Raw genomic sequence first — 20,966 nt, 5'->3', positions numbered from 1 at the left:
CAAGCACATGATAACGCTCGTTATTCCCTGCTACAACGAGGCGGGGAACATCGAGGCGCTGGTGCAGGAGGCCTTCGATCTGCTGCCCGAGACGCTGCTCGGAGAGCTGATCGTCGTCGATGATTGCTCGACCGATGACAGCATCCGCCGGCTCGCGGCGCTGCGGTCGCGCCATCCGCGGCTGCGCCTGCTGCGCCATGCGCGCAACGCAGGCCAGAGCGCCAGCGTGCGCAGCGGCGTCGCCGCCGCGCGCTACCCGCTGATCGCCACGCTCGACGGCGACGGGCAGAACCCGCCCGGCGACATTCCCGCGCTCGTCGCCGCCTATGACCCGCAAGGCCCGCAGCTCGTGGGCGGGGTGCGCGCCAAGCGGCGCGACACCTGGTCCAAGCGCACCGCCTCGAAGCTGGCCAACGGGCTGCGCCGCAGGATCCTGCGCGACGACTGCCCCGATACCGGCTGCGGTCTCAAGGTGTTCGAGCGCGACCGCCATCTCGCGCTGCCCTTCTTTCACGGCCAGCACCGCTATTTGCCGGCGCTGTTCCGCGCCTATGGCGCGACCACGGCCTATGTGCCGGTGGGCGACCGGGCCCGCAGGCACGGCGCCTCGAACTACACCAACTGGAAGCGCGGCCTGCAGGGCATTCCCGACCTGATGGGGGTCCGCTGGCTGGTGATGCGGGCGCGGCCGGTTCTGGCAGAGGACGCCCCATGAGCCTGTTCACCGATTGGTTCGCCGAGACGGGCTGGGTCGAGCTGACCTGGCTCGGGATCGGCTTTCTCGCGCAGGCGCTGTTTTCCGCGCGCTTCCTGATCCAGTGGATCGCCAGCGAACGGGTGCGCAAGTCGATCGTGCCCGAGGCGTTCTGGTATTTCTCCGCCGGTGGCGGCGCCATGCTGCTGGCCTATGCGATCTATCGCCGCGACCCGGTCTTCATCCTCGGGCAGGCCTTCGGCCTGATGGTCTACGCGCGCAACATCTATTTCATCTGGAACGAGCGCCAATCCGAGAGCCGCGCCGAGCCATGAGGTCGGATCGGGCCTGGATCGGGCTCATTCTGGCCTGGGCCGTGCTGCAACTGGCTTGGCGCTACGCGCAAGGGCCATGGCTGGAGCTCGACGAGGCCGAGGCGCTGTATTTCGCGCGCCATTTCGCCTGGGGCTACAACGCGCAGCCGCCCTTGTATTTCTGGTTGCAGGCGGGGGTCTTTGCGCTCTTCGGAGAGAACATCTTCGCGCTGGCGTTGCTCAAGAACGCGCTTCTGGCGCTGGCGGCGCTGCTGCTCTACGCCATGCTGCGCCGGTGGCGTCCACCCTTCGAGGCGGGGCTCGCCGTGGCCGGGCTCGGCCTTCTGCCGCAGATCCTGTGGGAAGCGCAGCGCGCGCTGACCCATTCGGTTCTGGCAATCACCATGGCGCTGTTGATCATGGCCCTTGCCGAGCGGCTGCTGAACCCCGGCGGCAGGGTGACGCTCAAGAGCTGGATCGCGCTCGGTCTCGCCGCCGGTCTCGGGGCGATCTCGAAATGGAACGTGGCCCTCTTGCCCGTGGCGATCCTCACGGCCGCGCTCTTGCGCGCCGAATGGCGGGCGCGGCTCGATCCGCGCGGCCTCGTGCTGGCGCTCGGCGCGGCGCTGTGCGTGCTGGCGGTGCCGGGCTGGTGGATCATGCGCAACTTCGAACGCGCCGGCGCCTCGCTGCACAAGCTCGAGATCGAGGAAGCGACGCTGCCTTCGAAGCTGGCCGCCGGGCTGGGCAGCCTCGGCGCGGCATGGATCGCCTTTCTGGGACTCGTGATCCTGCTCGTCCTGATCGTCGCTCTCACCACCCGCGCGCCGCGCCGCTGGCAGCCCGATCCCGCCTCGCGGCTGATGATCGGCACGATGCTCGCAGGCGCGGGCTGGCTGGCCGTCGGGCTGCCACTGTTCGGGGTGACCGAGGTGGCCGATCGCTGGCTCCTGCCGATCGCTCTCTTCGCGGCCCCGGTCGCCGTGCTCTGGACGCTTGACCGGATGCGCGCGCGCGGGGGCAGGTGGCTGGCGGGCGGGCTGGCCGCGCTGTGGCTTCTGGCCATCGCGCTTCTGCCGGTGTCGGGCCGGATCGAGCCGGGCTACCGCGCCGCCGGCTTCGCGCCTCTGGCAAGCTGGATCGAGGCCGCGCATCCGGGCGCGGCCGTGCTGACGGATAGCGGCTGGATCGCGGGCAATCTCATCCTCGCACTGCCCGGGCGGGACATCCGCCTCGCCGAAGAGGCGCCGGGCCTCGAAGGGCCCGTGCTCTGGCTCGCGCGGGACGGTGCCGCACAGGCGCTGGCGGCGGATTTCGGACGAATGGCTGCCCCGCAGGGCGCGCGCGCCCTGCAGCGCGGGCGGCGCGAGGAAGCGATCGACGTGGCGCTGAGCCCCTAGCTCTCGTCGATCTGGGCGCGGATGTCGTCGATGACCTGCATCCAGGTCTCTTTCGTCTGCGCGCCCGGCACCGCGTGGCGCTGCGCCACGATGAAGGTCGGCACGCCGGTCACGCCCATCTCGCGGCTATGCGCGTCGCGCGCGCGGATGTCCTCGAGATCGGCATCGCCTTCGAGCAGGCGGCGCACCACGGCGGCGTCCATCTCGATCCCGTCGGCGATGTCGGCGAGCACGTCATGATCGCCGATGTCGCGCCCATCGGTGAAATAGGCCTTGAACAGCGCGCTGACCGCCGCGGTCTGGCGCCCCTCGATCCCGGCCCAATGGATGAGCCGATGCGCATCGAGCGTGTTGGGCGTGGTCGCGATCCGGTCGAGGTTGAGCGCGAGCCCGGCCTCCTCGGCGCGCGCGACGATCGGGGCATAGGCCTGTGCCGCGCCCTCCTTGCCGCCGAACTTGGCCTCCAGATAGGCGCGCCGGTCCATGCCGCCGCGCGGCATGTCGGGGTTGAGCTGGAACGGGTGCCATTCGATGGTGAAGGGATGATCGGGGATCTCGGCCAGCGCCGCGTCGAGCCCGGCCTTGCCGATCCAGCACCACGGGCAGATCGGGTCGGAGAGGATGTCGAGTTTCACCATGGCGCGGCCTCACTTCTGTGTCGCCTGCCAGCTAGCCCCCGACAGAGGCTGTTGCAAGGCCGGCGGCGCGGCGTGTATGTCGGCGGCCATGTCCGAAAGCCAGACCCGCCCCGGATCGATGATCCGCATCGCGCGCGACAGCGGCGCTTCCGAAACCGCGCCGCCGCTCGAGCTTGGCCCGCGCGTGCGCGAGCTGCGCCGCGCCCAGGGCTGGACGCTGGAGCAGGCGGCCCGGCAGGCCGGTCTCGCGCGCTCGACGCTTTCGAAGATCGAGAACGGGCAGATGTCGCCCACCTATGATGCGCTGAAGAAGCTGGCCCTGGGCCTCGGCATCACTGTGCCGCAGCTCTTCACCCCGCCGCGCCGCGAACAGGTGATGGGACGGATGGTGACGACCCGCGCGGGCGAGGGCAGCGGCCAGATCACCGCGACCTACGAGCACGAGCTTCTGGCCGAGGCGCTGCGCACCAAGCGGATGCTGCCCTACCGCGCGCGCATCCGCGCCCGCAGCTTCGAGGAGTTCGACGGCTGGGTGCGCCATGACGGCGAGGAATTCCTCTACGTGCTCACCGGCACGATCCGCCTGCTGACCGAATTCTACGAGCCGGTCGAGATGAAGCGCGGCGACAGCGCCTATTACGACGCGGCCATGGGTCACAACGTGATCTCGACCAGCCCCGAGGACGCGACGATCCTCTGGGTCACGTCGCTGGACTGACGCCTAGTTGTCGTCGCGCCCGTCCTTGCTGTCGTCATCGCCGAATTCGGCATCGTCGCTATAGGCATCCTCACCGGGATGCATCGAGCGGGCCGAGGCGATGATGCGCTCGTTGTCGCGGGTCTCGTCCATCACCGCATCCGCCGGGTCGGTGCCTTCGAGCCATTCGGACACCTCGTCGCGCGCATCCTCGCGGCTCATGCCGGTCACCTCGCACAGATGGTCGAGAAAAGGCCCAAGCTCCCCCTCGGTGGCCTCGACCTCGTCGCTGTCGAGATCCGGCCATTCGGTCAGGATATTGGGCACGAAGGCGTGCCAGTGCTTGGCCACGTGGCTCCATTTCATCGCGGGTCTCCTCATGCTGCCCGATGTCTTGCTCCGGCAACGGAAAGGGGGCGGACCGGGTTCCGGTCCGCCCCCCTCATGGGCGCATGACGCGCCGCGCGTTCAGAGCGCCATGTCGACCACGCCGAGCCCGAGCTGCGCCGTGCCGACGGCGGCGTTGCCCACGACCCTGACGGGCGTGCAGGCGGCCATCAGACCCATGAGAGCGAGGAGCAGCGCCGCGCGCCTCACTGGTCGCCCTCCGCATCCGCCTGCGCGCCCGAGGCGTCGCCATTCGCCTCCTCGTGCCACCAGACATCGGGCTGCCAGCCCGGCCAGTCGCCGAAGACGGGGATGTAGTCGGGATGGTGCAGATCCGCGTCATAGGCGATGCGGCTGATGTTCCACTGGTAGATCGGGATCACGTAGCGCCCCGCCGTCAGCACCCGGTCGAGCGCCTTGGCCGCGGCGAAGAAATCATCCTGGCTCTCGGAGGTGAGAAGCAGGTCGATCAGACCGTCCACGGCCGGGCTCTTCACGCCCATGGCGTTGCGCCCGCCCGGCGTGTCGGCGGCCTCCGCGCCCCAATAGGCGTATTGCTCGTTGCCGGGCGAAAGCGACAACCCGCGCCGGAAATAGGTCATGTCGAAGTCGTAGGCGTCGGTGCGCTCCTTGAACTGCGCGCTGTCGACCATGGTGACGGTCGGCGTCACGCCGATCCGCTCCAGCGCCTGGACATACATGTCGATGATCGCGGCGTTCTCGGAGGCGCCGGTCTCGAGCAGGATGTCGAAGGCGAAGGGCTCGCCCGTCGCCTCGTTGGTCAGCACGCCGTCCTGGATCACCCAGCCCGCGCTCGACAAAAGCGCCAATGCGGCGGCCGTGCCCTTGCGGTTGTGCTCCGAGCCGTCGGATACGGGCAGGGCATAGCCTTCGAGCGCGCCCTCGGGCAGATCCTCCTCCCAGCGCAGCAGGAACTCCCTGACGCGGCCTTCGGCCGGGCCGTCCTCCATGCCGAGCGGCGAGTTGGAGAAATAGGAGGTGATGCGCGGCTGCGCGCCGCCGGTCATCGCCTCGTTGATGAATTCGAAGTTGAACGCCTCGATCATCGCCTGGCGCACGCGCCAATCCTCGAACACCGGCTTGCGGCTGTTCATCACGAAGCCGGTCATGCCCGAGGGGCGGCCATGCTGCAGCTCCTCGAGCACGACCTCGCCCGAGCGCACGCGCGGGAAATCATACTGGCTTTCCCAGCGCGCGACGTTGAATTCGCGGGTAAAGTCGGTCTCGCCGGTCTTGAAGGCCTCGAAGGCCGCCGTCTCGTCGCCGAAGAATTCGAGCCGGATCTCGTCGAGCACGTTGGTGCCGCGGCGGAACGGGATGTCGGCGCCCCAGTAATCCTCGTCGCGCTTCAGGGAAATGTAGCGGCCCGCCTCGAAATCCTCGATCACATAGGGGGCCGAGGTGATCGGCACGGTGTCGAGGCCGCTCTCGGCGAAATCCTTGCCCTCCCATTGCGCCTTCTTGAGAATCGGCCGCAGCCCGGCCAGCAGTGCCAGCTCGCGGTCATCGGTGTTGAAGGTGAGGCGCACCTTGCGTTCGCCGGTCTCCTCGATGCTCTCGACCTTTTCCCAAAAGCCGATGTAGCGCGGATGGCCTTCGGTGCCGAGCGTCTCGAAGGACCAGATCACGTCCTCCACGGTGACGGGGCTGCCATCGGAGAACTTCGCCTCCGGGTGCAGCGTGAACTCGACCCAGGAGCGGTCCTCGGCCGTCTCGACCGATTCCGCCAGCAGGCCGTAGAGGGTGAAGGGTTCGTCGAGCGTGCGGCCCATCAGGCTTTCGCCGGTCAGGTAGCTCAGCTGCCAGGGCACCGAGCCTTTCAGGATGTAGGGGTTGAGGCTGTCGAAGCCGCCGACCTCCGCCGTGGCCATGCGCCCGCCGGTGGGCGCGTCGGGATTGGCATAGGGCAGGGCGGTAAACCCTTCTGGCAGCGCGGGTTTTCCATACATGGCAATGCCGTGCGAGGGCTCGGCCTGCAGCGCGGCGGCGCTGCACAGGACGGCGATCGCGCTGCCTTGCAACAATTGTGGCAGCAATTTGGTCATGGGTCGTGTCATCTCGGAAGGAGCCCCCTGTCGGTTCGGATTCTTGACCAGATTTGTAGTTGAAGAAAACCGTATAGCCCCCCCTGATCTTTATCAAACTTTTAGCTTGGAGGATGGCGGGGAAAGGCTTATAAGAGAGTCACTGCTCGATAGGTTTCTTGCCTGTATGAAACCTGCCTCATAACTCAACGCCCGCCTTGTGCGGGCGTTTTTTTTGGGCTGAGGGGAGTTCGGGCCCGCGCCGGGATCGGCCGCTCGATGCGAGCGCGCTACCGCTTCGATCCACGTTTATCAAGGGGTTGCGGGAGATAGTGCTTCGCTTTGCGCCTGCGTCGCGGCACACTCCGAAGCAGATTTCAGCAGCAAGGACAGCCAAGATGCATCTCAAGGGCAAGACCGCGATCATCACCGGATCGAACTCGGGAATCGGTCTGGGGGTGGCGCGCGAGCTGGCGCGGGCCGGGGCGGATGTGGTGCTCAACTCCTTCACCGACCGCGACGAGGACCACGCGCTTGCGCAGGAAATCGCCGAGGAGCATGGCGTCGCGGCCCGCTACATCGCGGCCGACCTCTCTGATGGCGCGGCCGCGCGCGGGCTGATCGAGGCGGCCGGGCGCTGCGATATCCTCGTCAACAATGCCGGTATCCAGCATGTCGCGCCGATCGAGGAATTTCCGGCCGCCAAATGGGACGCGATCATCGCGATCAATCTCAGCTCGGCCTTCCACACCACCGCCGTCGCGCTGCCGATGATGCGCAAGGCGGGCTGGGGCCGGGTGATCAACATCGCCTCCGCGCATGGGCTCACCGCCTCGCCCTACAAGGGCGCCTATGTCGCGGCCAAGCACGGCATCGTCGGCTTCACCAAGGTCACCGCGCTCGAAACCGCGCGCGAGCCGATCACCGCCAACGCGATCTGCCCGGGCTACGTGCTGACGCCGCTGGTCGAGGCGCAGATCCCCGACACCATGCAGAAATACGGCATGGAGCGCGACGAGGTGATCGAGAAGGTCATGCTGGAGCGTCAGCCCTCCAAGGAGTTCGCCACCACCGAGCAGCTCGGCGGCACCTGCGCCTTTTTGTGCTCGGACGCGGCGGCGCAGATCACCGGCACCACGATCAGCGTCGATGGCGGCTGGACCGCGCTGTGATCCGGCTCAGCCTCGCGCTGCAGGGCGGCGGCGCGCATGGCGCCTTCACATGGGGCGCGCTCGACCGGCTCCTGTGCGAGGAGGACATCGAGATCGCCGCCATCTCGGGCACCTCGGCCGGGGCAATGAACGCCGCGGCGCTCAAGGCGGGCTGGGCGCAGGGCGGCCGGGCCGGCGCGCGAGAGGCGCTGACCGAGTTCTGGGGCCGGGTGGGCGCGATCACCGATGCGCGCTGGTCGGACTGGATCGCGGCGATGACGCCCACCGCCCCGGCGCTGGCGCGGGCGATCGAATGGTCGCCTGCCTTCAGGGCCTTCGAGCTGACGACCCGCCTGATGTCGCCCTATGCCTATGGCCCGATGCTGCGCAACCCGCTGGAGCGCATCCTGCGCGAGCTGTCCTTCGACGCGGTGCGCGGGCCCATGGGGCCCGCGCTCTTCATCGGGGCAACCAATGTGCGCTCGGGCAAGATCCGGGTGTTTTCGGGCGCGGAGCTGAGCCCCGAGGCGATCCTTGCCTCGGCCTGCCTGCCGACGCTGTTTCGCGCGGTCGAGATCGACGATCCGGCCACCGGGCGACGCGAAGCCTATTGGGATGGCGGATATACCGGGAATCCCGCTCTTTTCCCCTTGTTCGACAAGGCTTTGCCGGATGATGTTCTGATCGTGAACATCAACCCGCTCTACCGCGAGGAGCTGCCCGACGACAGCGCCGCGATCCAGAACCGCATCAACGAGATCAGCTTCAACACCTCCTTGCTGCGCGAATTGCGCGCGGTGGATTTCGTGCGCCGCCTGCTCGACGAGCAAAGGCTTCCCGAGGGGGCGATGAAGCGGGTGCTGCTGCACATGGTAAGCGATGACGCGCTGATGAACGATCTCAATATCGCCACCAAGGCGATCCCCGCGCCGGTGATCCTGGCACGGCTGCGCGATGCGGGCGCGGCGGCGATGGACGCCTTTCTCGCGGCGCATAAATCCGATCTGGGCCGGCGCGACACGGTCGATCTGCGGGCGATGTTCGCCTGAGCCTAGCGCCCGGCGGTGCCGCTGCGCAGCACCGAAGCCTCCTCGACCTCTTCGGCCCCGTCCTTGGGGCGCATGCGGTCGGGCGGGGTCACCAGCCCGGCCGAGATCACCAGCTTGGCCGCATCCTCGACCGACATGTCGAGCACCGTCACCTCCGCGCGCGGCAGGAACAGCAAAAAGCCCGAGGTCGGGTTGGGCGTCGTGGGCAGAAACACGGTGACGATCTCGCCCTCTGAAGGCAGGCGGCGCAGCACCTCGCCCTTGGCCGAGGTCGAGATGAAGGCGAGCGCCCAGATCCCCTTGCGCGGATATTCGATCAGGCAGGCCTGATCGAAGCTGGTCTCGGTCTGGGCAAAGACCGTCTCGGCGATCTGCTTCAGACCCGAATAGATCGAGCGGACCACCGGCATCTGCGCCACGAGGCTCTCGCCCATGCGCAAGAGGCTGCGCCCGACGAAGCCCTTGGCCAGCGCGCCGACGAGAAAGGTGAACAGGATGAAGAAGATGACCCCGACGCCGCGCAGGTTGATCCCGATATATTGCTCGGGATTGAAGCGATTGGGGACGAAGGGCAGCACCCAGCTGTCGATCCAGCCCACCAGCGTCCAGATCAGCCAGACGGTAAGCCCGATCGGCGCGATCACCACCACCCCGGCGATGAAGTTGTTGCGCAGCAGACCGATCAGCCGGCGGCGGCGCGGCGGCTCGCCCGGAGGTGGCGGCAGGATAGGCGGGCGGGTCACGTTCGGCTCGTCCTTCTGGCGCGCGTCTGGCTCGGGGCCTATGTAATGCCGCAGCCGCGCCCCGGCAATGGCGCGGCTGCGGTGCGCGGGCTCAGCGCGGCAGCTTGTTCAGCTCGACCGCGATGGCGGCGCCGAGGCGGGCATTGTTGAGCACCAGCGCGATGTTGCTCTCGAGCGAGCGGCCCTCGGTCAGCTCGAAGATCCGGCCCAAGAGGAACGGCGTCACCGCCTTGGCGGCGATGCCCTGCGCCTCGGCCTCCGAGAGCGCCTGCTCGATCACCGGGCGCAGCTCCTCGGCCGGGATCTCGGCCTTTGCGGGGATCGGGTTGGCGACGAGCTGGCCGCCATCGAGCCCCATCGCGCCGCGCATCCGCGCCGCCTTGGCGATCTCGCCCGCGCTGTCCATCCGAAGCGGCGCGGGCATGTCGGAGCTTGCCGACCAGAAGGCGGGCAGCACGTCCTGGCCGTAGGCGATCACCGGCACGCCGAGCGTCTCCAGCACCTCGAAGGTCTTGGGCAGATCGAGGATCGCCTTGGCGCCTGCCGCCACCACAGTCACCGGCGTCTTGGCGAGCTCGTGCAGGTCGGCGGAGATGTCGAAGCTCGCTTCGGCGCCGCGATGCACGCCGCCGATGCCGCCCGTGGCAAAGACCTCGATGCCTGCGAGCTGCGCCGCGATCATGGTCGCGGCCACGGTCGTCGCGCCATTGCCGCCCCGCGCGAGGCAGGCGGCGAAATCTGCGCGCGAGAGCTTGGCCACGTCGCTCGCCTGGCCCAGCCGGTCGAGCTCGGCCTCGGTCAGGCCGACATGCAGCCGGCCATCGAGGATCGCGATGGTCGCGGGCACGGCGCCGTGCTCGCGGATCTCGGCCTCGACCCGGCGCGCGGTCTCGACATTCTGCGGAAACGGCATGCCATGGGTGATGATCGTGCTTTCAAGCGCGACGAGGGGGTGGCCTTCGGCGCGCGCCTGCGCGACCTCGGGGGAATATTGGATGTCGATCACAGCGGGTTGTCTCCGGATACATAGGTGGCAGCGGCGCTCAGCGCGCGGGCGAGGGCGGCGGCGGGGTCCATGCCCTCGGCCTCGGACGCGATATGCGCCGCCATGAAGGTGTCGCCCGCGCCGGTGACGCGGGTGACGAGCACCTCGGGCGGGGCCTGGGTGATGACCGCGTCGGCGGTGGCGACGGTCGCGGCGCGGCCCCCATCGGTGACGAGCGCGCGATGCGCGCCGCGCGCCACCAGCGCGCGGGCGGCGGCCTCCGAGCTGTCGAAGCCCGCATGGCACAAAAGCCCCGCCTCTTCGAGATTGACATAGAGCGTCGCCGTCGGGTGGCCCATCAGCGCCAGCAGGCGCTCGGCCTTGCCGGGGCTGGCCGGGGCCACGCGCAGATCGGCGCGGGCGAAAAGCTCCGAAGCCGCGATCTGGGTCAGCAGCTCGGTGGTGAGATTGCCGTCGAGCGCGACGAGACCGGTCCATGGCGCCTGCGCCGAGCCGAGCCGCCCGTCGCCCATCGGGCGCAGGATCTTGTCGCCCGCCTGTTCGAGCGAATGCGCGTCGGCGATGGCGGCGATGAGGCCGTTCGCCCCCTCGATCGCCATGTAGATGTCGGTCGGAAGATCATCCGAGCGGTAGAGGTGATCGACCACCATGCCCATGCGCGCGGCCTCGGCGGTGAGCTCATCGCCCTCCGCGTCGCGGCCCAGCGCGCTGAGAAGCGCCGGGCGCAGCCCGAAGCGCACCAGCGTCATGGCGATGTTCATGGCGACGCCGCCGGGCAGGCGGTGGATGCGGCCGGGCACGTCGGAGCCGATGCGCATATGGCTGGCGGTGCGCCCGATCACGTCCCACAGGACGGAGCCGATGCACAGGATGTCGGGGGATCTCTCGGTCATGCGACGGGTGTGCCGCAGCCCCGCGCCCCGGTCAATCGGGAACGGCGAAGCTCAGCGCCGCCCAGAGGCTTTCCCATACGGCACCGGTCTCCTCTGCCAGCGTCGCGGAAGGTTCGCGCAGCACCACGGCACTGGCGAGGTAGTCATGCCCCGCTTCGACCGGCAGCACCGCCACCCCCTCGGCATCGGTGCGGTGCAGCGTCAGCTCGACCGCGCCCTCCGCGTCGCGCGCGAAAAGCTCGACCTGCGCCTTTGCGCGCGGCGCGTCGCCCATGAAGAGCCGCACCCGCAGCCCCTCCGCCAGCGCGCCCGTGTAGGGGTTGTCGAGCGCCACCAGCTCGGTCGCGAGCCCGAGCCGCGTATCCGAACCCTCGGCATCCCCCACACCGATCAGCGCCTTGGAATAGCGGGTGAAGGCCTCCTTGAACCCCACCTCCGGCAGACCGCGCGCCGCGTGATCCTCCGCCACCGCGCCCAGATCCTTGTGATCCACGAACCGGTCGAAGACCGCCCGGTCGTCATAGGTGAGCACGCTCGGCTCCGAGACATAGGCCGCGACCAGCAGCCCTTCGGCCGGAGCGGGCATCTCCAGAGCGGGGCGCGCGCCGAGCCGCCCCTCGACCGGGCGCTGCGCGCCATTCGCATGCAGCGTGAAGCTTTCGAAGCGTTGCGGCAGGAAGGCATAGCGGATGCCTTCGAAGCGGTCGCCGTTGACAAGCTCGGCCCGGACCATATCGTCCGCCGCGATCTGCCACTCAAGCGGTTCGATCCAGAATTCATGCGCCGCGACAGGCGTGGACAACAAGGCGAGGCAGACGGTCATGACACGCATTCAGGGGCTCCATGGGTTGGGGCGCAGGGTGATCCTCGGCCTCGTGATGTCAAGCATCGCGATCCTGTGGGGCGCGTTTGCCGCCGCGCATGAGGTGCTGCCCGCCATCGCCGACATGGAGCGCGAGGGCGACCGGCTCGCCTTCACCGTCGAGGCGCCGCTCGAGGGTCATGTCGCGGGGATCGATCTCGGCGCGGTCGGCGATACAGACGCGGCGCCCGAGGCCGAACGCTACGACGCGCTGCGCGCTCTGGAGCCCGATGAGATGGAGGCCCGCTTCCGCGCCTTCTGGCCCGAGATGGCCGAGCGCATCGAGATCCTCGTCGACGGGGCGCGTGTGACGCCCGAGATCGACGGCGTCGAGGTGCCCGGGGGCATCGACCCCTCTCTGCCGCGCCCCGCCACGCTGCGCTTCCACGCGCCGCTGCCCGAGGGGGCCGAGAGCGTGCAGGTCGGCTGGGACGCCGCATTCGGCACGCTGGTGCTGCGCCAGCAGGGGGTCGAGGCGCCCTATGACGGCTATCTCGAAGCCGGGGCGCTCTCGGACACCATCCGGCTTTCGGGGGGTGACCAGGCCAGCGCGTGGGAAAGCTTCGTGGCCTATATTCCCGTGGGCTTCGACCACATCCTGCCCAAGGGGCTCGACCATATCCTCTTCGTGCTGGGCCTGTTCTTCCTCGCAACCCGCTTCGGCCCGCTCCTGTGGCAGGTCTCGGCCTTCACTCTGGCGCATACGGTGACGCTGGCGCTCGCGGCTTTGGGCTATGTTTCGGTCCCCGCCGCCATCGTCGAGCCGCTGATCGCGGCCTCCATCGCCTTCGTCGCGATCGAGAACATCCTTTTCCCGCGCCTCGGCGTCTGGCGCCCGGTGATCGTCTTCGGCTTCGGCCTGCTGCACGGTCTCGGCTTCGCCAGCGTTCTGGGCGAGTTCGGCCTGCCCGCGGGCAGCTTCGTCCCGGCGCTGATCGGCTTCAACATCGGCGTGGAGCTGGGCCAGCTCACGGTGATCGCGGCGGCCTTCCTCGCGGTGGGCTGGGCGTGGCGCAAGCCGTGGTATCGCCGGGTGATCGCGGTCCCGGCCTCGGCGGGCATCGCGCTTGTCGGCATCTGGTGGGTGATCGAGCGCACGCTGCTCTGAGCCTTCTCGGACGGCCATGAAAAAGGGCGGCGACCGCATCCGGTCGCCGCCCTTTTCGGTTTCCTGCGCCGCTCAGCGTTCGGGCATCAGCCCCTTGGGGCTGAAGCGCAGCACCGCCAGCAGGATGATCCCCATGGTCATCAGCCGCATCTGCGCCGCCGAATCCGTCAGGTGTCCGCGCAGCCAGTTGTCGGGCGACATGCCCGAGGTGATCAGCTCCATCGCCCAGAGGCCCAGCGGCTCGACCATCACCCACAGCCACCAGATCAGGAAGCCGCCGAGCACCGCGCCGTAATTGTTGCCCGAGCCGCCGACGATCACCATCACCCAGACGAGGAAGGTGAAGCGCAGCGGCTGGTAGGAGCCCGGCGTGAGCTGGCCATCCAGTGTCGTCATCATCGCGCCGGCGATGCCGCAAACGGCGGAGCCGAGGATGAAGACCTGCAGGTGGCGCGCGGTGACGTTCTTGCCCATGGCGCTCGCCGCGACCTCGTTGTCGCGGATCGCGCGCATCATCCGGCCCCAAGGGGAGGCCAGCGCCCGCTGCGCGAGAAACAGGATCACGATCAGCACCACCGCGAAGAGCCCCGAATAGAGGATCTTGACCCAGAGCGTCGAGGCGGTGACCGGGTCGAGCCCGTAGCCTGCCGCGGCCTCGACGAAGCCCGGATCGCGCTGCAGATCGACCTCGTAGGGCACGGGCCGGGGCAGGCCGACCACGTTCTTGACGCCGCGCGACAGCCAGTCCTCGTTCTTCAGCACCGCGATCACGATCTCGGCGATGCCCAGCGTCGCGATGGCAAGATAGTCCGAACGCAGGCCCAAGGCCGCCTTGCCGATGATCCATGCGGCTCCGGCAGCCAGCAGCCCGCCCACCGGCCATGCCACGATGATCGGCAGGCCGAGGCCGCCGAGATAGCCCGAAAGCGACGGGTTGATCGCCTCGATCGCCTGCACCGCCGGATCGAGCGAGGCGCGGAACAGGAAGAAGCCGCCGATCAGCAGCGCCAGCATGACGAGCGCGCGCATCGAGCCGCCGATCTTGCGCTTCCAGACCTGCACCGCGCCGACGAGGATCGCCGCGCCCAATGCCAGCGCACCCAAAAGCCGCAGGCCACCGGCGTTCCAGCCCTCGGTCACCGGCGGCTGCGCCACCAGAACGGCGGCAAGGCCGCCCAGCGCCACGAAGCCCATGACGCCGACATTGAACAGCCCGGCAAAGCCCCATTGCAGGTTCACGCCCAAGCTCATGATGGCCGAGATCAGCCCCATGTTGAGGATGGTCAGCGCCAGGTTCCAGCCCTGGAACATGCCGGTCAGCACGATCAGCAGCGCCATCCCGGCATAGAGAAGAAAGCCACGCGCGGTCATACGGACTGTCCCTTGAAGAGGCCGGTGGGCTTGAACAGCAGCACGATGATCAGGATCGCGAAGCTCACGGCGAATTTGTAGTCGGTGGAGAGAAGCTGCACGAGCCCCGAGGGCTCGAGGCTTTCGGGCATCGCGTAGACCAGCACCTTCTTCCAGGCATAGGTGATCAGCACCTCGGAAAAGGCGATGACGAAGCCGCCCGCGATGGCGCCCAGCGGGTTGCCGAGGCCGCCGACGATGGCGGCGGCGAAGATCGGCAGCAGGAGCTGGAAGTAGGTGAAGGCCTTGAACGACTTGTCGAGGCCGTAGAGCACGCCCGCCGTGGTGGCGAGCGCCGCCACGATCAGCCATGTCACGGCCACGACCCGCTCGGGGTTGATGCCAGACAGGAGCGCCAGATCCTCGTTGTCGGAGAAAGCGCGCATCGACTTGCCGGTGCGGGTCTTGTTGAGGAACCAGAACAAGAGCGCCACCGCGATCGCCGCCGTCACCAGCGTGATCAGCGTGGTGGTGCGGATCGCGAGGCCCTCGTCGAGCCCGGTCATCTCCTTGAACTCGCGGGCATTGATGACGAAGCGCGCGCCATCGGCGAAGTTCACGTCACCCACGCCGATGATGAAGCGCACGAGGCCGTTCATCACGAACATCACGCCGATCGAGACGATGACCAGCACCACGGGGGCGGCCTTCTGCTTGCGGTAGAAGCGGTAGATCGCGCGGTCGGTGCCCAAAAGCAGCAGCCCGGTGATGGCGATGCCGATGGGCAGGGCGATGAGCGCGGTCGGCAGGAAGCCGAAGCTGATGCCGATGGATTGCAGCCCCCATGTCACGAGGATCGTGGCCATGGTGCCGAAGGCCATGGTGTCGCCATGGGCGAAGTTGGAAAAGCGCAGGATGCCGTAGATCAGCGTCACGCCGAGCGCACCGAGCGCGAGCTGCGCGCCGTAAGCCGCGCCGGGCACCAGCACGAAGTTCGACAGCGCGACGATCGCGTTGAGGATATCGGTCATGTCTCAGCCCCCCAGGAAGGTGCGGCGCACCTCGTCATCGGCCATCAGCTCGGCCCCGGTGCCGGTATAGGCGTTGGCCCCCTGCACGAGCACGTAGCCGGTATCGGCGATCTCCAGCGCCTGCCGCGCGTTCTGCTCGACCATCAGGATGGTGATGCCGGCGCGGGCGACCTCGATGATCCGGTCGAACAGCTCGTCCATGACGATGGGGCTCACGCCCGCCGTCGGCTCGTCGAGCATCAGCACCGAAGGCTGGGTCATCAGCGCCCGGCCCACCGCGACCTGCTGGCGCTGGCCGCCCGACAGCTCGCCCGCCGCCTGGCGGCGCTTGTCGCGCAGGATCGGGAAGAGGTCATAGACCTGCTCGATCGTGGGGCGGATGTCGTCGCGGCGCAAGAACGCGCCCATTTCGAGGTTTTCCTCGACCGTCATCGACGGAAAGATGTTCGAGGTCTGCGGCACGAAGGCCATGCCCTTGGCGACCCGGTCCTGCGGGCTGAGATGGGTGATGTCCTCGCCGCCGATGCGCACGGCGCCCTCGCGCAGGTTCAGCATGCCGAACACCGCCTTCATCGCGGTCGACTTGCCCGCGCCGTTGGGGCCGACGATCACCGCGATCTCGCCCTTGTCGACCGAGAGCGTGCAGCCATGCAGGATGTCCGCGCCGCGCCCGTAGCCGCCGGTCATCGCCTCGCCGATCAGATGCGGCTCAGCCATGGCGGGCCACCATTGCGTAATGCTTCAATTCTCTTCCCCTCATGCCGTCTCCGCGACGGTCTTGTTCTTGAGCCCGGTGCCGAGATAGGCCTCGATCACCGCCTCGTTTTGCATGATGCTGTCGGCGGAGCCTTGGGCGAGCACCTTGCCCTCGGCCATGACGATCACCGGATCGCAAAGCCGGCCGATGAAATCCATGTCGTGCTCGATCACGCAGAAGGTGTAGCCGCGCTCCTTGTTGAGCCGGATGATCGCGTCGCCGATGGTGTTCAAAAGCGTGCGGTTCACGCCGGCGCCGACCTCGTCGAGAAACACGATCTTGGCGTCGACCATCATGGTGCGGCCCAGCTCCAGAAGCTTCTTCTGGCCGCCGGAAAGATTGCCGGCCTTTTCTTCTGCCAGATGCGAAATCGTCAGGAATTCAAGGACTTCATCTGCCTTCTTCGCAAGCTCGCGCTCCTGCGCGGCGATCTTGCCGCGCCCGAACCAGGCGTTCCACAGCGTCTCGCCATGCTGGCCCTCGGGCACCATCATCAGATTCTCGCGCACGGTCATCGAGGAAAACTCATGCGCGATCTGGAAGGTGCGCAGGAGCCCCTTGTGGAACAGCTCGTGCGGCGGCAGGCCGGTGATGTCCTCGCCATCCATGGTGACGCGGCCCGAAGTGGGTGGAAGTCTGCCGGCGATGACGTTGAAAAGCGTGGTCTTTCCGGCGCCGTTGGGGCCGATCAGCCCGGTGATCGAGCCGGTCTCGATCCTGAGGCTCGCCCCATCAACAGCATGAAAACCGCCAAAATGGCGGTGAAGGTTCTCGACGGTGATCATTTGGTCCCCGATCGGTCCGGTTTCCCTTTGTTCCCAGGGGTCTGGACCATGTTCTTGTTACGGGATGCGCCGCGCCCCGGCGGGGCGCGGCGCGGTGTGGATCAGCGGTAGCCGACGGTCTCGATGGCGCCGTCCTTGATCTCGATCTCGCGGAAGGAGCCCGCGCTCTCGCCCGGCTCGATCAGCTCGACGGCGGTGGCGCCGACATAGTCGATCTCTTCGCCGGCCTCGATCAGCTCGAGCGCGCGGCCCAGCTCACCCGGCAGGATCTGCTCGCCCGGCGCGTTGGCGATGTCCATGATCTCGCCCGCATACTCCGTGGCCGAGGTCGAGCCCGCCTTCGCCATGGCGAGGATCATCAGAGCGGCGGCGTCGTAGCTTTCGCCGGTGTAGATGCCGGTCGGGTTGATGCCCGCCTCGGTCGCCATCTCCTGGAACATCGAGGCGCCCTCGCTGTCCGAGCCCGGCAGCTGGCCGAAGGAGCCGGTGAGCCCGTCGCCCAGATCGTCGACGATCTGCTGGCCGATCATGCCGTCGGGCAGCACGAAGGTGTCGAAGGCGCCGCTGTCGAGCGAGGCCTGGATGATGCCCTTGCCGCCCTGGTCGGTATAGCCAGCCACCACGAGCACTTCGCCGCCGGCGGAGGCGAGCGAGGCGACCTCGGCCGAGTAGTCGGCCTTGCCGTCCTCATGCGCGGCCGAGATGGTCACCGAACCGCCATCGGCCTCGAAGGCCTTCTGGAAGCTGTCGGCGAGACCCTTGCCGTAGTCGTTGTTGGTATAGGTCAGCGCCACCTCTTCGATGCCGCGATCCATGATCACCTGGGACATGATCTCGCCCTGGCGCGCATCCGAGGGCGCGGTGCGGAAGAACATGCCGTCATCCTCGGCCTCGCTGAGCGCGGGCGAGGTGGCCGAGGGCGAGATCATCACCACGCCGTTGGCGCGCGCGACGTTCTGCAGGATCGCGCCGGTGACGCCCGAGCAATCCGCGCCCATGATGCCGGCGACGCCGTCATTGGTGACGAGACGCTCGGCGGCGGCGGTGGCGGCGGCGCTGTCGATGCAGGTGCTGTCGGCGCGCACGGCTTCGATCTCGGTGCCGCCCATGAAGGCGCCGGTCTCGTTGACCTCGTTGATGGCAAGCTCGGCGCCGCCCGCCATGTCGGGGGTGATCGATTCGAGCGGGCCGGTGAAGCCGAGGATGATGCCGATCTTGACCGGGTCCGAATGGCTCTCGGCCATGGCGGTGCTTGCCACGAGCGCGGTCGCGGCGGAAGCCAGCAGCAGTTTCTTCATGTTCGTCTCCCTGACGCCTGATTTTTATACCAGCACGCTAGACGCGGCCCATGCGAAAAGAAAGTGGTTGCGCAAGCTTGCCGTAACGCCAAGGACGCACCGTTCCCGCAGGGGCGCAGTTCGTGGGAAGCGGGCCGGGGTCAGGCGGTGAGCGGGCGGCCGCCCTGGCTGCCGCGCTCGTGGTAGGGCGTGGTCTGGTAATGGGCGCGGTAGCATTTGGAGAAATGCGAGGGGCTGGCGAAGCCGCAGGCCAGCGCCACGTTGATCACGCTCATGTCGGTCTGCATCAGGAGGTTGCGCGCGCGGCTCAGCCGCAGCTCCATGTAGTAGCGCTTGGGGCTGCGGTCGAGATAGCGGCGAAACAGCCGCTCCAGCTGCCGGGTCGACATGCCGGCGCGTTCGGCCAGGATCGCGGGGCTGATCGGCTCCTCGATCGCCTGCTCCATCGCCTTGATCACCTGCGCGAGCCTGGGGTGGCGCACGCCCATCCGCATCGGTGTCGAGAGCCGCTGCGTGTCGCGGTCGGTGCGGATCGTGGAATAGATCAGCTGATCGGCCACCGCATTGGCGAGATCCTCGCCGTGATCGTCGGCGATGATCTTGAGCATCAGGTCGATCGAGGCGGTGCCGCCGGCGGTGGTGATGCGGTTGCCGTCGATCACGAAGACCGAGCGCGTGAGCTCCACCTCCTCGAATTCCTCGGCAAAGCTGTCCTGGTTCTCCCAGTGGATCGTCGCCTTCCTGCCGTCGAGCAGCCCGGCCCGGGCGAGGGTGTAGCCGGCGGTGCAGAGCCCGCCCGTCACCACGCCGCGCCGCGCCTCGCGCCGGAGCCAGTTCAGCACCCGCTTGCTGCTCGCCGCCTGCACGTCGAGCCCGCCGCACAGCATCAGCGTGTCGTCGCGCGACAGCTCGCCGAGATCCATGTCGAGCTTGAACATGATGCCGTTCGAACAGGTCGCGGTGTCGCCGCCCTCGCCGGCGAGGGCCCAGCTGTAGATCTCGCGGCCCGCCATGCGGTTGGCGATGCGCAGCGCCTCGACCGCGCAGGAGACGCACAGCATGGTGAATTGCGGCAGCAGCACGAAGACGAAGCGCCTCGGGCGGGCGGTCTCGGCGCGGTGGGGGGCGGAAATCTTGTCTGTCATGGCGCGCTCGCTCGAGCCGCTGCGAGATGCAGCGTCTGGTTCGACCGAAACAGGTTTGCCCTGCGGCATCAAGAGCGCGCGGCCGTCTTCGAAGACCGGCGCGCCCCGGCACCCGTGCCGCCATGCGGCATTAGGCGTTGGACCTCGGGGCCATGCGCGCTATAGAGGCCGCCGATATTCCCGCAGCCTCCATTGGAGCAAAGACCATGACCGAGTGGACCAAGGCCGACTGGCGTGCCAAGCCCCGGGTGCAGATGCCCGATTACACCGACGCGGAGCGCCTCGCCGCCGTCGAGGCCCGCCTTGCCTCCTATCCGCCGCTGGTCTTTGCAGGCGAGGCGCGCAAGCTCAAATCCGAGCTTGCCGCCGCCGGGCGCGGCGAGGCCTTCCTGCTGCAGGGCGGCGATTGCGCCGAGAGCTTCGCGGCCTTCAACGCCGACCATATCCGCGACACCTTCAAGGTGATGCTGCAGATGGCGGTCGTGCTGACCTTCGGCGCCAAGGTGCCGGTGGTGAAGGTGGGCCGCATGGCCGGGCAGTTCGCCAAGCCGCGCTCGGCCCCGACCGAGACCGTGCAGGGCCAGGAGCTGCCGAGCTACCGCGGCGACATCATCAACGGCTTCGATTTCACCCCCGAGGCCCGCATCCCCGAGCCCGAGCGGATGCTGCAGGCCTACACCCAGGCGGCGGGCACGCTGAACCTGCTGCGCGCCTTCTCGACCGGCGGCTATGCCGACGTGCACAAGGTCCATGCCTGGACGCTGGGCTTCATCGGCGCGCCCGAGGCCGAGAAATACCGCGACATGGCCAACCGCATCACCGATGCGCTCGACTTCATGGAAGCCGCGGGCATCCGCGCCGAGGCGGCGCATGCGCTGCAGACGGTGGAGTTCTTCACCAGCCACGAGGCGCTGCTTCTGGAATACGAGGAGGCGCTGGCCCGTCTCGATTCCACCTCCGGCAAATGGCTCGCGGGTTCGGGCCACATGATCTGGATCGGCGACCGCACCCGCCAGCCCGATGGCGCGCATGTCGAGTTCGCGCGCGGCGTGCAGAACCCGATCGGCCTGAAATGCGGCCCTTCGATGACCACCGGCCACCTCAAGGCGCTGATGGCCAAGCTCAACCCGCTCAACGAAGAGGGCCGGCTGACGCTGATCGCGCGCTTCGGCGCGGGCTCGGTGGGCGAGCATCTGCCGCGGCTGATCCGTGCGGTGCAGGAAGAGGGCGCCAAGGTGACCTGGTCGTGCGATCCGATGCATGGCAACACCATCAAGTCCTCCTCGGGCTACAAGACCCGGCCCTTCGAGAGCGTGCTGCGCGAGGTGCGCGAGTTCTTCGACGTGCACAACGCCGAAGGCACGGTGCCGGGCGGGGTGCATTTCGAGATGACCGGCGCCGATGTCACCGAATGCACCGGCGGCGTGCGCGCGGTCACCGACGAGGATCTCTCGGACCGCTACCACACCGCTTGCGATCCGCGTCTCAACGCCTCGCAATCGCTGGAACTGGCCTTCCTCGTGGCCGAGGCGCTGTCTGCGCGCCGGACGGGCCTTCAGACGGCCAAGGCGGTCTGAGCGACCGCTGAAAGGGGCAGGGCGGCCGGATCGGCG

Annotated in this window: 22 protein-coding genes; 8 read left to right on the top strand and 14 right to left on the bottom strand. The window is 68.1% G+C overall.

Features of this window, described 5'->3' with window-relative positions; genetic code table 11:
* Positions 1 to 7 precede the first annotated feature (7 nt).
* Genes CJ301_RS00885 through CJ301_RS00875 form a run of 3 tightly spaced genes read left to right on the top strand, consistent with a single transcriptional unit; the run spans position 8 to position 2,408 of the window.
* The gene (locus tag CJ301_RS00885; RefSeq protein WP_099274125.1) at positions 8 to 715 is read left to right on the top strand and encodes a glycosyltransferase family 2 protein; all 708 of its coding nucleotides are present in this window, start codon (positions 8 to 10) and stop codon (positions 713 to 715) included.
* On the top strand, positions 712 to 1,029 hold the full coding sequence (locus tag CJ301_RS00880; protein ID WP_099273273.1) for a lipid-A-disaccharide synthase N-terminal domain-containing protein: 318 nt from the start codon (positions 712 to 714) through the stop codon (positions 1,027 to 1,029). Before CJ301_RS00885 ends, CJ301_RS00880 begins: the two co-directional genes overlap by 4 nt.
* Positions 1,026 to 2,408 carry a glycosyltransferase family 39 protein gene (locus CJ301_RS00875; protein WP_099273271.1) on the top strand — a complete coding sequence of 461 codons (1,383 nt, stop codon included), beginning with the start codon at positions 1,026 to 1,028 and terminating at the stop codon, positions 2,406 to 2,408. The genes CJ301_RS00880 and CJ301_RS00875 overlap by 4 nt, the downstream gene beginning before the upstream one ends.
* Here CJ301_RS00875 and CJ301_RS00870 read toward each other — a convergent pair.
* Positions 2,405 to 3,046 (bottom strand): DsbA family oxidoreductase, encoded by a 642-nt coding sequence (locus tag CJ301_RS00870; RefSeq protein ID WP_099273269.1) that lies wholly within the window; start codon positions 3,044 to 3,046, stop codon positions 2,405 to 2,407. The genes CJ301_RS00875 and CJ301_RS00870 overlap by 4 nt on opposite strands.
* 88 nt (positions 3,047 to 3,134) lie before the next feature.
* On the opposite strand from CJ301_RS00870, the gene CJ301_RS00865 reads away from it, so the two are divergent.
* On the top strand, positions 3,135 to 3,764 hold the full coding sequence (locus CJ301_RS00865; protein WP_099274123.1) for a helix-turn-helix domain-containing protein: 630 nt from the start codon (positions 3,135 to 3,137) through the stop codon (positions 3,762 to 3,764).
* 3 nt (positions 3,765 to 3,767) lie between these two features.
* On the opposite strand, the gene CJ301_RS00860 is transcribed toward CJ301_RS00865, so the two are convergent.
* The 3 genes from CJ301_RS00860 to CJ301_RS00855 all read right to left on the bottom strand — a co-directional run bounded on the left by CJ301_RS00860 (position 3,768) and on the right by CJ301_RS00855 (position 6,196).
* Entirely contained in the window at positions 3,768 to 4,109 is a 342-nt protein-coding gene (locus CJ301_RS00860; protein ID WP_099273267.1) for a hypothetical protein, read from the bottom strand.
* A gap of 102 nt (positions 4,110 to 4,211) precedes the next feature.
* A complete protein-coding gene (locus CJ301_RS19225; protein WP_301553807.1) occupies positions 4,212 to 4,340 on the bottom strand; it encodes a hypothetical protein in 129 nt (42 codons plus the stop codon).
* Positions 4,337 to 6,196: an extracellular solute-binding protein gene (locus tag CJ301_RS00855; protein WP_254050021.1), complete on the bottom strand. Its 1,860-nt coding sequence runs from the start codon at positions 6,194 to 6,196 to the stop codon at positions 4,337 to 4,339. Before CJ301_RS00855 ends, CJ301_RS19225 begins: the two co-directional genes overlap by 4 nt.
* Positions 6,197 to 6,573: 377 nt before the next feature.
* On the opposite strand from CJ301_RS00855, the gene CJ301_RS00850 reads away from it, so the two are divergent.
* Both CJ301_RS00850 and CJ301_RS00845 read left to right on the top strand, forming a co-directional pair.
* The gene (locus tag CJ301_RS00850; protein ID WP_099273265.1) at positions 6,574 to 7,347 is read left to right on the top strand and encodes a 3-hydroxybutyrate dehydrogenase; all 774 of its coding nucleotides are present in this window, start codon (positions 6,574 to 6,576) and stop codon (positions 7,345 to 7,347) included.
* A complete protein-coding gene (locus CJ301_RS00845; RefSeq protein ID WP_099273263.1) occupies positions 7,344 to 8,375 on the top strand; it encodes a patatin-like phospholipase family protein in 1,032 nt (343 codons plus the stop codon). The genes CJ301_RS00850 and CJ301_RS00845 overlap by 4 nt, the downstream gene beginning before the upstream one ends.
* Positions 8,376 to 8,377: 2 nt before the next feature.
* Here CJ301_RS00845 and CJ301_RS00840 read toward each other — a convergent pair whose 3' ends face one another.
* From CJ301_RS00840 to CJ301_RS00825, 4 genes are all read right to left on the bottom strand, one after another.
* Complete coding sequence (locus CJ301_RS00840) at positions 8,378 to 9,118, bottom strand: DUF502 domain-containing protein (RefSeq protein ID WP_173812301.1); 741 nt, start codon at positions 9,116 to 9,118, stop codon at positions 8,378 to 8,380.
* Between the two features lie 91 nt (positions 9,119 to 9,209).
* Positions 9,210 to 10,124 carry a pseudouridine-5'-phosphate glycosidase gene (locus tag CJ301_RS00835; protein ID WP_099273261.1) on the bottom strand — a complete coding sequence of 305 codons (915 nt, stop codon included), beginning with the start codon at positions 10,122 to 10,124 and terminating at the stop codon, positions 9,210 to 9,212.
* Positions 10,121 to 11,017: a PfkB family carbohydrate kinase gene (locus tag CJ301_RS00830; protein ID WP_099273259.1), complete on the bottom strand. Its 897-nt coding sequence runs from the start codon at positions 11,015 to 11,017 to the stop codon at positions 10,121 to 10,123. Before CJ301_RS00830 ends, CJ301_RS00835 begins: the two co-directional genes overlap by 4 nt.
* Before the next feature lie 31 nt (positions 11,018 to 11,048).
* On the bottom strand, positions 11,049 to 11,849 hold the full coding sequence (locus CJ301_RS00825) for a DUF4198 domain-containing protein (RefSeq protein WP_099273257.1): 801 nt from the start codon (positions 11,847 to 11,849) through the stop codon (positions 11,049 to 11,051).
* Here CJ301_RS00825 and CJ301_RS00820 point away from each other — a divergent pair.
* Positions 11,839 to 12,987, top strand: a complete 1,149-nt coding sequence (locus CJ301_RS00820) for a HupE/UreJ family protein (protein ID WP_099273255.1) — start codon at positions 11,839 to 11,841, stop codon at positions 12,985 to 12,987. The two genes, CJ301_RS00825 and CJ301_RS00820, sit on opposite strands and share 11 nt — an antisense overlap.
* A 72-nt stretch (positions 12,988 to 13,059) precedes the next feature.
* On the opposite strand, the gene CJ301_RS00815 is transcribed toward CJ301_RS00820, so the two are convergent.
* From CJ301_RS00815 to CJ301_RS00790, 6 genes are all read right to left on the bottom strand, one after another.
* Positions 13,060 to 14,358 carry a branched-chain amino acid ABC transporter permease gene (locus CJ301_RS00815; protein ID WP_099273253.1) on the bottom strand — a complete coding sequence of 433 codons (1,299 nt, stop codon included), beginning with the start codon at positions 14,356 to 14,358 and terminating at the stop codon, positions 13,060 to 13,062.
* Positions 14,355 to 15,368, bottom strand: coding sequence for a branched-chain amino acid ABC transporter permease (locus CJ301_RS00810; RefSeq protein WP_099273251.1), 1,014 nt, complete (start codon positions 15,366 to 15,368; stop codon positions 14,355 to 14,357). The genes CJ301_RS00815 and CJ301_RS00810 overlap by 4 nt, the downstream gene beginning before the upstream one ends.
* 3 nt (positions 15,369 to 15,371) lie before the next feature.
* Positions 15,372 to 16,085, bottom strand: coding sequence for an ABC transporter ATP-binding protein (locus tag CJ301_RS00805; protein WP_099273249.1), 714 nt, complete (start codon positions 16,083 to 16,085; stop codon positions 15,372 to 15,374).
* 39 nt (positions 16,086 to 16,124) lie between these two features.
* Positions 16,125 to 16,910: an ABC transporter ATP-binding protein gene (locus CJ301_RS00800; RefSeq protein WP_099273247.1), complete on the bottom strand. Its 786-nt coding sequence runs from the start codon at positions 16,908 to 16,910 to the stop codon at positions 16,125 to 16,127.
* A 101-nt stretch (positions 16,911 to 17,011) separates the two neighbouring features.
* Positions 17,012 to 18,208: an ABC transporter substrate-binding protein gene (locus CJ301_RS00795; protein WP_099273245.1), complete on the bottom strand. Its 1,197-nt coding sequence runs from the start codon at positions 18,206 to 18,208 to the stop codon at positions 17,012 to 17,014.
* Positions 18,209 to 18,348: 140 nt separating this feature from the next.
* Positions 18,349 to 19,353, bottom strand: coding sequence for a GlxA family transcriptional regulator (locus tag CJ301_RS00790; RefSeq protein WP_099273243.1), 1,005 nt, complete (start codon positions 19,351 to 19,353; stop codon positions 18,349 to 18,351).
* Between the two features lie 206 nt (positions 19,354 to 19,559).
* Here CJ301_RS00790 and CJ301_RS00785 point away from each other — a divergent pair, with 206 nt between their 5' ends.
* The gene (locus CJ301_RS00785) at positions 19,560 to 20,930 is read left to right on the top strand and encodes a class II 3-deoxy-7-phosphoheptulonate synthase (RefSeq protein WP_099273241.1); all 1,371 of its coding nucleotides are present in this window, start codon (positions 19,560 to 19,562) and stop codon (positions 20,928 to 20,930) included.
* Positions 20,931 to 20,966: the final 36 nt, after the last annotated feature.

Source organism: Limimaricola cinnabarinus, assembly GCF_002723615.1.
Taxonomy (GTDB): domain Bacteria; phylum Pseudomonadota; class Alphaproteobacteria; order Rhodobacterales; family Rhodobacteraceae; genus Limimaricola; species Limimaricola cinnabarinus_B.
This window is presented reverse-complemented; position numbering and strand designations above follow the sequence as displayed.

What these genes read in the sequence shown, in the direction of transcription:
- CJ301_RS00885 (WP_099274125.1), top strand. Translation starts at nt 8, where the DNA reads ATGATAACGCTCGTTATTCCCTGCTACAACGAGGCGGGGAACATCGAG.
- CJ301_RS00880 (WP_099273273.1), top strand. Translation starts at nt 712, where the DNA reads ATGAGCCTGTTCACCGATTGGTTCGCCGAGACGGGCTGGGTCGAGCTG.
- CJ301_RS00875 (WP_099273271.1), top strand. Translation starts at nt 1,026, where the DNA reads ATGAGGTCGGATCGGGCCTGGATCGGGCTCATTCTGGCCTGGGCCGTG.
- CJ301_RS00870 (WP_099273269.1), bottom strand. Translation starts at nt 3,046, where the DNA reads ATGGTGAAACTCGACATCCTCTCCGACCCGATCTGCCCGTGGTGCTGG.
- CJ301_RS00865 (WP_099274123.1), top strand. Translation starts at nt 3,135, where the DNA reads ATGTCCGAAAGCCAGACCCGCCCCGGATCGATGATCCGCATCGCGCGC.
- CJ301_RS00860 (WP_099273267.1), bottom strand. Translation starts at nt 4,109, where the DNA reads ATGAAATGGAGCCACGTGGCCAAGCACTGGCACGCCTTCGTGCCCAAT.
- CJ301_RS00855 (WP_254050021.1), bottom strand. Translation starts at nt 6,196, where the DNA reads ATGACCAAATTGCTGCCACAATTGTTGCAAGGCAGCGCGATCGCCGTC.
- CJ301_RS00850 (WP_099273265.1), top strand. Translation starts at nt 6,574, where the DNA reads ATGCATCTCAAGGGCAAGACCGCGATCATCACCGGATCGAACTCGGGA.
- CJ301_RS00830 (WP_099273259.1), bottom strand. Translation starts at nt 11,017, where the DNA reads ATGACCGAGAGATCCCCCGACATCCTGTGCATCGGCTCCGTCCTGTGG.
- CJ301_RS00820 (WP_099273255.1), top strand. Translation starts at nt 11,839, where the DNA reads ATGACACGCATTCAGGGGCTCCATGGGTTGGGGCGCAGGGTGATCCTC.
- CJ301_RS00825 (WP_099273257.1), bottom strand. Translation starts at nt 11,849, where the DNA reads ATGCGTGTCATGACCGTCTGCCTCGCCTTGTTGTCCACGCCTGTCGCG.
- CJ301_RS00815 (WP_099273253.1), bottom strand. Translation starts at nt 14,358, where the DNA reads ATGACCGCGCGTGGCTTTCTTCTCTATGCCGGGATGGCGCTGCTGATC.
- CJ301_RS00810 (WP_099273251.1), bottom strand. Translation starts at nt 15,368, where the DNA reads ATGACCGATATCCTCAACGCGATCGTCGCGCTGTCGAACTTCGTGCTG.
- CJ301_RS00805 (WP_099273249.1), bottom strand. Translation starts at nt 16,085, where the DNA reads ATGGCTGAGCCGCATCTGATCGGCGAGGCGATGACCGGCGGCTACGGG.
- CJ301_RS00800 (WP_099273247.1), bottom strand. Translation starts at nt 16,910, where the DNA reads ATGATCACCGTCGAGAACCTTCACCGCCATTTTGGCGGTTTTCATGCT.
- CJ301_RS00795 (WP_099273245.1), bottom strand. Translation starts at nt 18,208, where the DNA reads ATGAAGAAACTGCTGCTGGCTTCCGCCGCGACCGCGCTCGTGGCAAGC.
- CJ301_RS00790 (WP_099273243.1), bottom strand. Translation starts at nt 19,353, where the DNA reads ATGACAGACAAGATTTCCGCCCCCCACCGCGCCGAGACCGCCCGCCCG.
- CJ301_RS00785 (WP_099273241.1), top strand. Translation starts at nt 19,560, where the DNA reads ATGACCGAGTGGACCAAGGCCGACTGGCGTGCCAAGCCCCGGGTGCAG.